Annotated in this window: 11 protein-coding genes; 4 read left to right on the plus strand and 7 right to left on the minus strand. The window is 72.6% G+C overall.

The window, feature by feature from the left end; all coding sequences use genetic code 11:
* Window positions 1-48 precede the first annotated feature (48 nt).
* Both ACQEVJ_RS26020 and ACQEVJ_RS26025 read right to left on the minus strand, forming a co-directional pair.
* Complete coding sequence (locus ACQEVJ_RS26020; protein ID WP_433105319.1) at window positions 49-2,661, minus strand: DUF6493 family protein; 2,613 nt, start codon at window positions 2,659-2,661, stop codon at window positions 49-51.
* Complete coding sequence (locus ACQEVJ_RS26025; protein ID WP_433105321.1) at window positions 2,658-4,013, minus strand: SWIM zinc finger family protein; 1,356 nt, start codon at window positions 4,011-4,013, stop codon at window positions 2,658-2,660. Before ACQEVJ_RS26025 ends, ACQEVJ_RS26020 begins: the two co-directional genes overlap by 4 nt.
* Window positions 4,014-4,133: 120 nt before the next feature.
* Between ACQEVJ_RS26025 and ACQEVJ_RS26030 the strand changes: the two genes are divergently transcribed.
* Genes ACQEVJ_RS26030 through ACQEVJ_RS26040 form a run of 3 tightly spaced genes read left to right on the plus strand, consistent with a single transcriptional unit; the run spans window position 4,134 to window position 4,950 of the window.
* Window positions 4,134-4,547, plus strand: coding sequence for a hypothetical protein (locus ACQEVJ_RS26030; RefSeq protein WP_433105323.1), 414 nt, complete (start codon window positions 4,134-4,136; stop codon window positions 4,545-4,547).
* Window positions 4,544-4,750 (plus strand): hypothetical protein, encoded by a 207-nt coding sequence (locus ACQEVJ_RS26035; RefSeq protein WP_433105325.1) that lies wholly within the window; start codon window positions 4,544-4,546, stop codon window positions 4,748-4,750. Before ACQEVJ_RS26030 ends, ACQEVJ_RS26035 begins: the two co-directional genes overlap by 4 nt.
* Complete coding sequence (locus ACQEVJ_RS26040; RefSeq protein ID WP_433105327.1) at window positions 4,726-4,950, plus strand: hypothetical protein; 225 nt, start codon at window positions 4,726-4,728, stop codon at window positions 4,948-4,950. Before ACQEVJ_RS26035 ends, ACQEVJ_RS26040 begins: the two co-directional genes overlap by 25 nt.
* Here the strand turns inward: ACQEVJ_RS26040 and ACQEVJ_RS26045 are convergent.
* Genes ACQEVJ_RS26045 through ACQEVJ_RS26055 form a run of 3 tightly spaced genes read right to left on the minus strand, consistent with a single transcriptional unit; the run spans window position 4,923 to window position 7,887 of the window.
* Entirely contained in the window at window positions 4,923-6,800 is a 1,878-nt protein-coding gene (locus ACQEVJ_RS26045) for an ABC transporter ATP-binding protein (RefSeq protein WP_433105329.1), read from the minus strand. The two genes, ACQEVJ_RS26040 and ACQEVJ_RS26045, sit on opposite strands and share 28 nt — an antisense overlap.
* A gap of 5 nt (window positions 6,801-6,805) precedes the next feature.
* Window positions 6,806-7,348: a peroxiredoxin family protein gene (locus ACQEVJ_RS26050; protein WP_433105331.1), complete on the minus strand. Its 543-nt coding sequence runs from the start codon at window positions 7,346-7,348 to the stop codon at window positions 6,806-6,808.
* 23 nt (window positions 7,349-7,371) lie between these two features.
* The gene (locus ACQEVJ_RS26055) at window positions 7,372-7,887 is read right to left on the minus strand and encodes a MauE/DoxX family redox-associated membrane protein (protein WP_433105333.1); all 516 of its coding nucleotides are present in this window, start codon (window positions 7,885-7,887) and stop codon (window positions 7,372-7,374) included.
* A 427-nt stretch (window positions 7,888-8,314) separates the two neighbouring features.
* Between ACQEVJ_RS26055 and ACQEVJ_RS26060 the strand changes: the two genes are divergently transcribed.
* A complete protein-coding gene (locus ACQEVJ_RS26060; protein WP_433105335.1) occupies window positions 8,315-8,764 on the plus strand; it encodes a S26 family signal peptidase in 450 nt (149 codons plus the stop codon).
* On the opposite strand, the gene ACQEVJ_RS26065 is transcribed toward ACQEVJ_RS26060, so the two are convergent.
* Both ACQEVJ_RS26065 and ACQEVJ_RS26070 read right to left on the minus strand, forming a co-directional pair.
* Window positions 8,713-12,015 (minus strand): AfsR/SARP family transcriptional regulator, encoded by a 3,303-nt coding sequence (locus tag ACQEVJ_RS26065; RefSeq protein WP_433105337.1) that lies wholly within the window; start codon window positions 12,013-12,015, stop codon window positions 8,713-8,715. The genes ACQEVJ_RS26060 and ACQEVJ_RS26065 overlap by 52 nt on opposite strands.
* Before the next feature lie 119 nt (window positions 12,016-12,134).
* A complete protein-coding gene (locus ACQEVJ_RS26070) occupies window positions 12,135-13,589 on the minus strand; it encodes a SulP family inorganic anion transporter (protein WP_433112980.1) in 1,455 nt (484 codons plus the stop codon).
* Window positions 13,590-13,815: the final 226 nt, after the last annotated feature.

Genomic DNA, 13,815 nt, shown 5'->3' on the forward strand with positions numbered 1-13,815 from the left:
GTGCCGTCGACGGCGTGAGCCGGCGCTTGAGAACCTATGCCCACGAGCTCATGCCGTCTCCTCCCCTGTGGTGATCAGCTCATGGAGGCGCCGGGCCTCTCTGACGAAGGCGCTGCCGCCGGGACGCTCCGTGATCGTGGCCAGCCGTGGTATCCGCAGGCGGGCGCCGGTGAGGGAGGCGGCGGTCGCGGCGACGCCGAGCAGGTCGGTCATGCCGGTGCGAGGTCGCTCCCGCGCTTCGGGGAGGAGCTCGGCGAGCATGCACGCGGCGGCGGCCCAGACCTGCGCGTGCGCACCCGCCGCCAGGGCGTCCGCGAGAGCGGTGACGACGCGGCCGAGCCTGACCATGCCCGCCGCCGTGAGGACGGACAGGAACCCTCCGAGGTCCTCGCCGTCCAGGTCGCCGCGGGCGGCGTGGACCAGCAGCGCGTCGACCGCGATGCCCCGTGCGCCGTCGTCCTCGCAGCCGAGACCGTGGGCGAGCGCGGCGGCGGTCACCGCGCCGACCGGCCCCTGCCCGCACGCCAGCCGGTACAGCGGTGCCAAGCCGGCCCGACGGGAACCGACCAGCGGGGGAAGTCGCGGCAGGATCCAGGCGGTGATCACCTCCCGGTGGGACGGCATGAGCAGGGGCCACCAATCCATCGTCCGGGAGGCGGTGTTCACGGCGTCGGCGGGATCGACCACGCACATGCGCCGGACGAGGCCCGGCAGGTCTTCCTCGCAAGGCCGTACGGCGGGGAAGATCCGGGTCACGGTCGTGGCGGAGCCCTGATAGGAGGGCAGCCGCACGACCCGGTGGCCGATCATCGGGTCGGCGAGCCCGCCCCGGCGCAGCCACGCCGCCAGCTCCCGGCCCGCGGCCGACGTCAGTGTCCCGGCTCGGGCGGCCGCTGCCGGGGGGATCGTCCGCGGTAGCCGCAGGAGCGCCTGCTGGAAGTCTGCATCCAGGGGCTCGGTGCCGGCCGCTTCCAGCAGCTCCATGCGCTCGACCAAGGTTATGGGGTCGATGTGCCCGGACGTGACGGTGGGCGTGGCCAGCAGCACCGGCACATCCGCGGTTTCGAGCTCGCGGACGATCTCTCGCAGGCGTGTCACGACGAGGATGTCGGGAGCCGGGTCCCAGTCGCGGAAAGGATAAAAGCTCAGGACGCCGCGGAGCCTTCTGCCGGCCTCGGGCGCCACCGCGGCGAGCACGGCGCGCATCGTCAGCAGATGCGGCTCGTCGTTCATCCCGCCGATGCCGTAAGCGGCGAGCTCGGCATCGAACAGGTCCGGCCGGCTCGCGCGGAGCACCGGCTCGACGACCGCGCGGACCGCCTCGCGGTCGCGGTGGACGAGCGTCACCAGCCCGGCGAGCAGCCGCTCGACCGTCAGCGGATCCCGCGCGGTGACGGCCAGTTCGGCGAGTTCCTCTGGCGACTCGACGGCAGGGACCGGCTCGGCATCCTCCGCCGGCGGGGTCGGCAAGACGGCCGGAGTGGGGACCGGCCGCGCGTCCAGGCGGAAGGCCGGGGCCAGCCCGTCCCGTAGATCTGCGGGGAGAGCGTCCGCCGCCGCGCGGACGGCGGCATGACCGTCCTCGTCCGAGTGACCGGCCAGCCGTGACGCCGCCGCGACGGCGCGTTCGGCGATGTCGCGATGAGCGCTGCCGAAGGCCGCGGCGAGCGCTCGCAGAGCGGCGCCGGTCCGCTCCCGCCTGCCGCGGGTGCCGGCCTGCGCCCAGGTGAGGGCCGCCCGGACGATTTTCTTCTCCGGACGGAACATCAGCGTCTCGGCCGCTTCGGCGAACAGCTCGTCCGAAAGCAGCCCGGCGTCGTCCGCGCGCCGCAGCTCGCTCACCGCGAGCTGAACGACCGGTCCCGGGGCGGTGGGCACCAGCCGCGCCAGATCGCTGACGGGGATCTCATCCGGGCTCGGCCGCAGGGCGGCGTAGAGGTCGGTGAACGGCCGGGTCTCGCCGTCGTAGAACGCGCCGGCGCAGCCCTCCAGCAGGGTGCTGCGCTCCAGTACGCCGTCGCCTGCCTGGCGCGCCACGGCGGCGGCCCATGCGGGAGCCACTTCTCCCGTTCCACGCAGCTCCGCCGCCAGACCCCGGCTGCGCAGCAGGCTTCCGGCCAGATGACGGGTCAGCCGCTCATCGGTGACACCACCACCGGAGCCGGCCACGGCATACAGCCAGCCGAGCACGAAGGCGGAATCACCGGGCGGCTCGATGCCGGTCTCCTCCACCAGGCGGGCGGCCGGATACCACGCCGACAGCCGGTGCGCCCACCCCCCGTCGGCCTCGTCCCTCCACACGTGCTCGTCCGCCAGCCGGCCGACGAGTTCCGCCCGCCACCGCGCCGGCCGGCCGCGCACCACCCTGACGATGCGGCGGGCATCGTCCTCGTACCCTTCGAACAACCACAGGTCGGGACGGGTGAGCCAATGTGCGACTTCGACGGCGTCGTCGAGACACGCCGCGGCGGCGACACGCAGCGCGGGCGCCTGCGGGTCATGCGGCGGGCCGTCCCACCAGCCTCTCCCGAGCCCGCCCTGTCCGGCGAATGTCCGCAGGTGCCCCGCCAGCGCGCGCCTTGCCTCGTCATCCGCCCGCTCGAGCAGATCGGCGGCGCCTTCCGCGTCGCCGGTCCTGATACGGCCCGGCAACCCGTTCATCGCGTGCCGCCCTTCGGGGCGGACTCGACCTGGTCGCGCACCTGCTGAGCTGCCAGCACGTGCTTGCACGGGCCGCGGCTGCCCCGGAAGTCGGCGTACCAGGGGCACGTGCAGATCGGGCCGTCCGGAGTCAGCCGCACCCGCCGCTCCCCCACCACGGCGGTGTCGGGTGCGGTGAACCGGACGGCTCCCCTTTGGGCCAGGTCCCTGGCCGCCTTCAGCCGAGGATTCATCGCCGCCACCCGGCCGGGGTCGTAGGGCAGCTCCCGGTGGAAGTGCGCCGCCTCGGCCACGTCGTAACCGACCCGGCCCGCCGTGCCGAGCTGCGTCAGCGCGGCACGGATCCGGTCCCTGGGCAGCCCGCACCGTTCCGCCAGCAGATCGGCGTCCAGGCGCGGCTCGAACGCCAGCATCGCGCCGACCAGGTCGGCGTCTTCCCGCGCGTGGGCGGTGGCCAGGTCGTCCAGCACCGCGCCCTCCCCGGAGAACCCCCTGCGCGGCTCCGGCGACAGGGTCAGCACGTAACGCATGCCGGGGAGCTCCAGCTCCCAGGCGCTCGCGACCGGAAGCCCATGCGCCGGGACGGGCGGGCCGTACACCCGCAGGCCGGTGGCGAAGCGCAGCAGAGGCAGCAGGGTAGCCAGCCGGTCGGGGCCGGGCAGGCAGACCGCGCCGGCCGCCGGGCAGGCCGACAGCCGCAGCGACCTCCCGGCAGGCACCGCCCACAGCACCCCGCGCCTCGGCAGCGACCGCAGGAACCGCACCGCCTCCGGTCCGGTCAACTCCGCGCGCAGGTCGAATCCCGAGGCGATGACCTGCACCTCGGCGAAGCCCCGCACCCACCGCTTGGGCAGCGGCACCTTCTTCTCCACCACCGCGCCGTCGAGCGTGGTGGCCACCAGCTCCTCGGCGCCGACCCGCAGGTGCAGAGGGTCGTTGCCGCCGACCCGGACCAGCGCCCGCCGCAGCGGGTCGTTGACGTCCACGTTGGTGGTGCCGAGCTCGACGACTTCGCCGTCGAGGGCCTGCTGCAGGACATCCAGCCGGGCATAGACGCCGCCGCAGGCGGAGAAGGACTCGAAGCGCAACCGGTCGCCGTTGCACGTCACCACCGGATCACGAACGATCCCGGTGGGCCGGGCGTCGTAGTAGCGGGCCCGAGCCACGTCGGCGACACCGAGCAGCCCGGCCGCCGCCGGCGCCGCCCGTGTCAGCAGGCCGCTGAAGAACGCGGGGTGGGAGGCCGGCCCGCTGGGGGTCATGCCCCCAGAGGTGGACAGGTCGAGCAGACCAGAGGAGAGGTCGAGCCCGGAGGAACGCACGTAGGAGTACGCCAGCACCGCATCAGCCATGGCCCGGGACGGTACAGATCATGACCGACATTCCTCCGACGCCTTGCTCGACCGGCCGTCTGGTCGAGCACGCCCTGGGCGGCGGGCGGAATGTCGGTGGCGCCCGGCAGACTGCGGCCCATGAGGAACGGCGATGCGCTGGAGGGGCTGGACGAGATTCCCTGGAGGAAACTGGAGCACGCCTACGGCAGTGCGCGAGACGTCCCGAAGCTGCTGCGGGCGTTGCGCTCCACATCTCCCGGCAGGCGGGAACGCGCCCTGGACGAGCTCTACGGCAACATCTTCCATCAGGGCAGCAGATATCAGGCGAGCGCGTACGCCGTCCCGTTCCTGGCACGCCTGGCCGTCGATCCGGCGACACCGGCACGGCCCGAGCTCGTGTACCTGCTCGCCGCCCTGGCGATCGGATACGACCAAGCGCACCTGCCGGGCGGCTTCGACATCGCGGCGGAGCGGATGCGGGCGACGGACCCCGCGCAGCTGTGGCCGCGGCGGTGGCGCTCGCGCGGCTCGGCGTCGTCGGACCCGATGTGATCGCCGCACTGTTGGCGGCCTGCGCCGACCCGCCCGCAGACGGTGTGGGCTTCCTCGACGGGGATTCGCGGGGGTACGCGGCGCGCACCCTGGCCCGGCTGGGCGATCGGCTCCCCGAGGAGGCCGTCGAGAGCGTGCTGCGGGGCCTGCGGCAGAGCGCGGAAAGGGCCGCGTTCCCATGGCGACCACCGCACTGCGGCTGACGTGCCCTGATGGCGCCCTTCGCCCGCTGCCCGCGTTCGAGGAGCTGACCGAACTCCAGCGGCGGGCCGTGCGTACCCTGGCCGAACTCGACGCGGCGACCTGGTGCTGGGCCGACTTCATGGAGATCATGCGGGCCTGGAACCTGCCGGCGACGCGGGCTGACTGCCGCACCTACGCGGGCCTCGGCCCGGAAGCATGAGTGGTTGTTCGCCGAGCAGGGCGCGCGACGCCGGCGGCGCCGGTGGACTGGCTGAGCTGGAAATCGGCTGCCTGACGCGTGAACAGGCGGGCGTACTCGCCGCCGAGGGCCATCAGCTCGTCATGGGTGCCCTGTTCGGCTATCCGGCCGTCGGCGAGGACGACGATGTGGTCCGCGCCGCGCACCGTGTTGAGACGGTGCGAGATGAGAAGGCTCGTACGGCCGCTGCGGTAGTCGCGGAGTCGCTGGTGGATGGCGTATTCGGCCTCGGGGTCGAGTCCCGAGCTGGGCTCGTCGAGGATGAGCAGGTCGGCGGTGTCCGCGCGGAGAAGGGCGCGGGCGAGGGCGACGCGCTGCCACTGCCCGCCGGAGAGCAGTACGCCCTGGCCGGGATCGTCGTCCGGGTCGGGGGCGAAGAACCGCGACAAGATGGTGTCGTAGCCGCGAGGAAGGCTCGCGAGTTTTTCGTGGATGTCCGCCCGCTGGGCCGCCTCGTGGATCCGTTCCGGCTGATCGAGGGAGTCGACGGCGCCGACGGCGATGTTCTCCGCTGCGGTGAGGTCGTAGGCCATGTAGTCCTGGAAGACGGCTCCGATCCGGCGGCGCAGGTCGTCGATGCGCAGTTCGCGCAGGTCGGTGCCGTCCCAGCGGACACTGCCGCGCTCGGGGTCGTACAGGCGGCACAGGAGCTTGACTATGGTGCTCTTGCCCGCGCCGTTCAGGCCGACCAGGGCGACGCTCCGCCCGTACGGGATGGTCAGGTTCAGGCCGCGGAGCACGTAGGGATGGCCGGGGTCGTACCGGAACCAGACATCGCGGAGTTCGATGCCGCGCCGCAGTGGTCGCACGTCGCCACCGGTGGCGGGTTCCGGCAGGTCGGGTCCCGTGGTCACGACATGCGCGTAGTGGCCGGCCAGGACGAGTGCCTCGTTCAGGTGTGCCAGCTGGATCACCATGCCGGAGAGGGAGGACTGGGTGCCGGCGAGAGCGGCGGTGAGAACGGCCAGATCGCCGATGCCGGCCTGGCCCCCCGCTATCCGGGAGACCAGCACGATCAGCGCGGCGCCCGCGATGACCGTGCTGAGGGCGGTGAGCGCCCCGTTGTAGCGGATGGCCGTCAGGTCCATCCGGCGTTCCGCCCGCTGCTCGGCGGCCAGTTCGCCCAGCATGCGCCGCCGCAGGAAGCCTCCGATGCCGAACAGCCGGATCTCCTTGGCGGCCTGGTGGTCGAGCATCAGGGTCTGGTAGAACATCCGGCGGCGTTCCGCGGGGGCGATCTCCAGGCGGAGGTACGCCCGGCGGCGGCCGAGCCTGAGCTGGACGATCAGTTCGGGTACGGCGGCCGCGGCCACGACGGCGGCGAGTAGCGGGCTGAGCGTGGCGAGCGCGCCCAGGAACCCGGTGATGGTGATGCCGCCGCGTGCCGCTCCGAGCGCCGACTCGGCGACGAGTTGCGGGGCGGTCTGGGCGGACTGCTGGGCCAGCTGGAGCCGATTGTGGAAATCCGGGTTCTCCAGCCTGGTCAGTCCTTGCATCCGGCACACCGCGGTGAACAGTTCGTCGCTGGTGCGCCATGCGATGCGGCGCTGCTGCTCCCGCTGGACGTACCCGGACAGGTGGGGCAGCAGCGCGGTCAGAGCTCCGAGCACGGCCATCGCGGCGGCAAGCGGCGTCGTCGAGGGGCCCGACCCGGTGGTCAGGCGATCGATCAGAAGCTTGGTGAGCCACGTGATCGCGACGGGCGAGGCGCCGTTCAGAACCGCCATGACGAGCTGGCCCAGGGCGAGAACCGGTCCGGCGCGCCAGACGAGCGCCAGGGTGAGCCGCAGCGGCCCGAGTCGTGACCTCACGCCGGTCAGGCCGGGGACGGCACGGCCGCCGGCAGCTCCGGCTTCAGGCTGCTGCCGGCGACGGTCCCGTCGGGGCCGACCAGGAAGAACGACGGGAAGGCCCTGACCTCGAACGCGTCCGCCATCGCGCCGCCCTCGCTCTCCACGACGACGCTCACGTCGTCCGTCAGGGCGGCGAGCAGCTCGGCGGTTCTCTTCTCGCCCTCCACCACCACCGCCAGCGCCCGTACGCCGTCGGCGGCGGCGTCACGGGCGGTTGCGACGAAGGCGGGCGCCTTCGGCAGGCAGTGCGGGCAGTCGGTGCTGAAGAACCCGACGAGGGTGCGCTCGCCCGCGAAGTCGTCCGTGGTGACCTTCCTGTCCGTGACTGTGAGCGCGGAGAAGGCCGGGACCTCGGCGCCCACGGCGAGTCCGGGGCTTCCGGGAACTCTCCCGGCAAGGGACTCCTTGGTGATTTTCCGGAGTTTCCTGATGACCGCGCCGGTCAGGAGCAGGTTCACCAGGACGAGCCCGCCGAGCAGGACGACGGCGGCGGCCAGGACGGCCATGGGCGTTCCCTTCGATTCGAGGGTCAGCGGAGGAGGTGGAGCAGGTCGTCGAGGAGCACGACGGCGCCGACGGCGACCGAGGCCCCGAGCAGGCAGAGCGCGGCGGCGGGCGGCGCGACGGGCGTGCCGCCCGCCACGGACGTCATGGCGGCCCCCGCCATCGCGCACGCGACGAGAACGGCGTTGCGCGCCACGTGCCGGCGGTTGACCGGCTCGTCCGATCCGCCGAAGCATCGGCACGCGACGGTCGTTCCGCGCCGCAGCGCCGTCACCAGGACCGCGGCGAACCCGAGGAGCAGACCCCCGGCGAGCAGGAGGCCCGCCCTGGCGTCGCCGTCCAGACCGGGCGCCGCCAGCATGACGACGGTTCCGGCCTCGACGGTGACGACCACCACGGCGGCGGGCGTCCCGAGACGCATGGGAACGCCGCCGAGTCGCCGTACCGCCGTGGTGAAATCACCGAAGGCCTGCCGCGTGCGCAGCTTGGTGAGGACGGAGACCAGGAAGACCCCCATCAGCACGAGCCGGACAGTCAGCACGGCATAGACCATGGGACCTGTTACCCCGCGTCAGCAGAAACCCACGTTGTACCAAGTGCCGCAGTCTGAACGGATGTACTTCACGCAGATGGCGCCGGTGGGGTTCGGGTAGCAATGCTTTTCGTGGTGGCACTCGTAACCGGGCGGGCCATATACGGACCCCACCATGTAACACGTCTCGGCCTGGGCTTCGGCGCCGGGGAGGAGCCTTTCGAGTAGGCGGTCTCCCAGGCGGTTCAGAGTGCGGATCATGTGTTGTCCCTTCGCTGGGTTCGGGCGTGGTAGGCCGCCCGCTCTGTGAGGATGCGTGGTGCCGCCTTCGCCGCGGTTGCGGCCGGTTGCGCGATGGGCCGCAGGCGTCCCGCTACCGCGGCGCTACCGGAGCCGTTCAGAATCGCGATCGCCCGACCAGGCCGAAGGGGTGATCATGCGATATCTCGTCATTCTGCTGTCGCTGGCCGTGGCGGCAGGGATTGTCGCGGCCCGGCGCCGCTTCGTCGTGGTACGGGTGGCCGGGACGAGCATGGTTCCGACGTACCAGCCCGGAGATCGGGTGCTCATCCGGCGCGGCGGGCGGGCCGTCCTGCGGCGCGGCCAGGTGGTGGTCTTCCGGCGCCTCCAGCCGGACGGCGCGGGCTCTTCGGGACGCACGCCCGGACTGCGCGGGACGGAGTGGCTGATCAAGCGGGTCGCCGCGATGCCGGGCGACACGGTGCCCGACCAGGTCGCGCCGGGCGTGCACGCCGTGCCGGGCGACGTGGTCCCGGCCGACCGGCTGGTGGTCCTCGGCGACGGCCCCATCAGCAGTGACTCGCGGCACTGGGGTTATCTGCCGGTGAGCGAGGTCCTGGGCGTCGTCATCCGCAGGTTGACATGATCGGGCGAGACCCCGTCCGCGCCCGCCACGGCGATCTCGGCGGCCTCGGCGGTGTTGCCGAGCCGCTGGAACAGCCGGTGGGCCGCCGCCCAGGACCGTGCGGCCGCCTCCTGCTCGCCGCGGTCGTGGTGGGCCTGCCCGAGGGCTCTCAGCGCGAGCGCCTGCTCGTGGAGGTCGTGCAGCCCCCGCGCCGTGCGCACCGCGTCGTCGAGCGTGCGTACCGCCAGGTCCGCCCGGCCGTTGGCACGGTGAGACTGACCCAGGACGCGGAGCCCGGCGGCCCGTCCCAACGGGACCGCGTACTCGTCGAACACGGCCAGCGCCTGCTCGATCAGCTTCGCCGGATCCCGGCGCCCGAACCGCAGGGACAGGTCGCCGAGGGCGAGCATGAGGTACGCCTCGAGCAGCGGCTCGCTCCGCCGCCGGCATGTCTGCAGGCCCTCCCACAGCTGATGGGAGATGCGCGTCAACGCGGTGTCGTCGCGGCAGGCGGCGGCCATCTCCCGCAAGGCGAGAGTCCTGGCCAGGACGCTGCCTCCACGGATCGCCAGTCGGAGCGAGCGTTCCGCGCAGGCGGCCGCCGCCCTGTGGTCTCCCTGCTCCCGGTGCGTGACGGCGCGGACGTACCAGAAACGGCTCAGGGCGAGCTCGTAGCCGATCTCCTCAGCCACGGCCATCGCCTCGTCCGCCACCGCGCGGGCCTGGTCGGGGTCGCCCGCGCGGCACAGCGCGAACGCCCGCAGGCACAACAGGTCGACCACGCCGTGCCGTTCCCCCGCCGCGAGGAACACCGCGAGGGCCGCCTCGGTCTTCTCCGGGGCCATGCCATGCCGCGGCTCCACTCCTGTCGTGCGCAGGTAGCCGAGGTTGCGCGTCATCACCGCCTCGCCCCAATGGTTGCCGGCCAGCGCGCATGCCCGCAGCGCCAGGTCGTGTGAGGAGGACCAGTCCCGGTAGTGGCCGCGGAAGGCGTAGTAATTGACCGCCCTGGCGGACAGCTCCCAGGCCGGCTCGTCCAGACCGAGCCGGCTGGCCTGCGCCACCCCCGCCAGCAGGGTCAGCCGCTCGCTGTCGAACCAGGCCGCCGGATCGCCCACCAGGGCCCTGGTGGTGGCGGGGTCGGCGTACCAGCGAGGGGCCGCGCCACGGATGCCGGAGGCCACGCGTTCCGGCAGGCCGCACTCCGCGGCCTCGGCCATCGCGAGCAGCGCGCCGAGAACACGGGTGATCGCCTTCTCCCGTTCGCCGGCGGTCTCCTCCAGCTCGGCACGTTCCCGCGCGAAGGGCCGTACGAAATCACGGAAGCGATAGCGGAACTGGCCGTTCTCGTCACTGCCCTCGCAGCTCAGCAGCTGGGCGTCGACGAGCAGATCGGCGTACGTCTCGCCCTCGCGCACCGTCACGTCGAGGGCCGCCGCGAGCACCCAGGCGGCGAAGTCGGGAGCGTCGAGCAGGCCGAGCATCCGCAGCGCCCGCCGGGTGGTCTCGTCGAGCATGCTGTAGTCGGCGGCCAGCCCCGCCCGGACCGACAGGTCGCCGACGACGAGCTCGTCCAGGCGCTGTTGCTCCACTCGCAGGCGATCCGCCAGGTGTTCGAGGTGCCAGTGCTCGCGCAGCGCCAGTTTCGCCCCGGCGATCCGTATCGCCAGAGGCAGGTGACCGCAGAGCCGGACGATCTCGGCCGCGACCGCGGGTCGCGCCGCCACCCGATCCGGCCCGGCGATCCGGCCGAGCAACTCCGACGCGCATGCTGGGTCGAGCGGGCCGACGCGGACGGAGCGGGCGCTCAACCCGGCGACCCCGCGCCTGCTCGTCACCAGTACGGCGCAGCCCGCACCGCCCGGCAGGAGCGGCCTGACCTGCTCCTCGCCCGCGGCGTCGTCCAGCACGACCAGCACACGGCGATCGGCCAGGACGCTGCGGAACAGCTTCCCGCGCTCCTCGGCCCCGTCGGGCACCGCCCGCCCGTCCACCCCGAGGGCGATCAGGAACCGCGCCAGCGCCTCGGCCGGGTCGATCGGCCGCGGGCTGGTCCCGCCGAGGGCGATGTAGAGCCGGCCGTCGGTGAACGTCTCCCGCAGGCGGTGGGCGACGTGGACCGCGAGCGTCGTCTTGCCGGTGCCCGCCCCGCCGTACAGCGCCACGACCGGCGTCGCGGCGGAGTGTCCGTCCGCGCCGGTGAGCCACAGCCGCAGCGACTCCGCCGTGTCCTGGCGTCCGGTGAAGTCCGCGATGTCAGGTGGCAGATGGCACGGCACGGTCGTCGCGGGCGCCGACCACCCCTCACCCGCCCGGCCCTCCGCGTCACTCCCGGCATCGTCCCCGGCGGGGTTTCCGGCTTCGAGGTACGCGGCGCGCCCGTCCGCGCAGACCGTCCCCTCCGGCCCGAGGAACTCGTCGACGAGCGGGCCGGTCGCTTCATCACGCAGGATCGCCTCGTGCACCCGTCGCAGCATCCGGCCGGGTTCCACGCCGAGTTCCTCGCCGAGCACGGCCCGCGTCCGCTGGTAGACCCGTAACGCCTCGACCTGGCGCCCGGCCTGGCTCAGGGCCAGCATCAGGCAGGCGTGCAGCCGCTCCCGGTACGGATGCAGCTCGGCCATCTCGGTCAGGCCGGTGACCAGCTCCGCGTGGCGGCCACGGGCCAGGCTGACGACGGCCAGCTCCTCACAGGTCAGCAGCCGCTCCTCCTCAAGCCGCCGGGCCTCGTCGGCCACCAGCGCCACGTCCCCGATGTCGGCGTAGGCGGGCCCCCGCCACAGACCGAGCGCACGCTCGAACAGCATGCCCGCCTTCGCCGGATCCGCGTTCCTCCTGGCGGCCCGCCCCGCCGCCGTGAGCTCCTGGAAGCGCAGCGCGTCCAGCTCCGGCGGCAGTACGGTGACGGCGTAACCGCCGGTGTCGTGGACGACCCGGTCGCGCTCGCCCATCGCCTGCCTCAGTCGCAGCACGTATATCTGAAGGGTCTTGTGCGCGCTGCGCGGCGGCGTGTTCCCCCACAGGACCTCGATCAGCGCCGGCACCGCCACCGGCCTGCCCGGCGTGCACAGCAGGGCCGCCAGCAGGCGTCGCAGCATCGCCGCGCCCAGCGGGACGGGCACCCCGTCGCGGCTCACCCGCAGCGGTCCGAGAACGTCGAACTCGAACACCGTCACCCCTCGCGAGGCCGGTCGCCGCGGCGAGCTTCGATCGGCCGAGGTGCCCGCCGCCTCTCCCCCGGCCATGCCCTGCCCCGGCAGCCCCCGTCGCATGGTCGCCTTCTCTTCGCGTGAGTGTGCGGGCGGGCCCGAGCATCGAAGACGCCGGTATATGCGAGGTATAGGCCCTGGTGGAGCGGCCGGGGAGCTGTTCGCGCCGGAGGTGACGGGTGTCAGTGGCCGCCGGTGAGCTGCCCGGCCAAGGTCTTGTGGAGTTCGGCGCTGGGCTTGTTGAGACCGACGACGGTGACCTTCTTGCCGCGCGCGGCGTACTTGTTCTCCACCGCGTCGAGGGCGGCGACCGAAGAGGCGTCCCAGATGTGCGCGCCGGTCAGGTCGATCACGACGTCGTCGGGGTCGCCGGCGTAGTCGAACTGGTAGACCAGATCGTTGCTGGAGGCGAAGAACAGCTCGCCGGTGACGGCGTAGACGACCTGCCCGCCGTCCGGGTCGAGGCAGGCGGTGACGTTGGCCAGGTGCGCCACCCGCCGCGCGAAGATCACCATCGCGGCGATGCTGCCGACGACGACGCCGATCGCCAGGTTGTGGGTGGCGACGACGACGGCGACCGTCGTCACCATGACGATGGTCTCGCCGTACGGCATGCGCCGCAGCGTGGCCGGCGCGACCGAGTGCCAGTCGAAGGTGCCGAACGACACCAGGATCATCACCGCGACGAGGGCGGCCATGGGGATCTTCGAGACCCAGGGGCCGAAGACGATGCAGAGCACCATGAGGAAGACACCGGCGGCGAAGGTCGACAGCCGGGTGCGGGCGCCGCCGTTCTTCACGTTGATCATCGTCTGGCCGATCATGGCGCACCCGCCCATGCCGCCGAACAGGCCGGTGACGATGTTGGCGATGCCCTGGCCGATGGACTCGCGGGTCTTGTTGGAGCGGGTGTCGGTGATGTCGTCGACCAGTTTGGCGGTCATGAGCGACTCCATCAGGCCGACCAGCGCGAAGGCGAGCGCGTAGGGGGCGATGAGGGTGAGCGTGTCGAGCGTGAAGGGCACGTCGGGCAGCTGCGGGACGGGCAGCGAGGACGGCAGGCTGCCCTTGTCGCCGACGGCGGGCACGGCCAGACCGGCGCCCAGGGTGACGGCGGTGAGGATCGCGATGGACACCAGCGGCGCGGGCACCACCCGGGTGATCCTCGGGAACAGGACCATCAGCGCCAGGCCGCCGGCGACCAGCGGGTAGACCGCCCACGGCACGTCGGTCAGCTCGGGCACCTGCGCCATGAAGATGAGGATGGCCAGGGCGTTGACGAAGCCGACCATCACGCTGCGCGGCACGAACCGCATCAGCCGGGCCACGCCGAGTGCGCCGAGCACGACCTGGAACAGACCGCCGAGGACGACGGTGGCGATCAGGTAGCCCAGCCCGTGCTCCCGCGCGAGCGGGGCGACGACCAGGGCGATCGCACCGGTGGCGGCCGAGATCATGGCGGGGCGGCCGCCGACGACGGCGATCGTGACCGCCATGGTGAACGAGGCGAACAGGCCGATGCGCGGGTCGACGCCGGCGATGACCGAGAACGAGATCGCCTCGGGGATCAGGGCGAGCGCGACGACCAGGCCGGAGAGCAACTCGGTGCGCAGGACTCGGGGAGCGAACGTGCGCAGCGCGTTGCGGAGGTCAAGGCGGCCGGCGACCGCCGGGGGTTGAAAAGACAAGACAGCGCCAATCCAGGACAAAAGGCCATGAACACGTGGGTGTCCATGGCACGGCACAAGCGGGGTCGTCGCAGCGTAAGCGAGGAGACCTGGCACACTCGGGAGCCAGGACGAGGCTCACGGACGTGAGCACGTCCCACAACCTACCGTGACGTGAGGTTAGGGATGACGCAGA

This window comes from Microbispora sp. CA-102843 (assembly GCF_050936215.1).
GTDB lineage: Bacteria > Actinomycetota > Actinomycetes > Streptosporangiales > Streptosporangiaceae > Microbispora.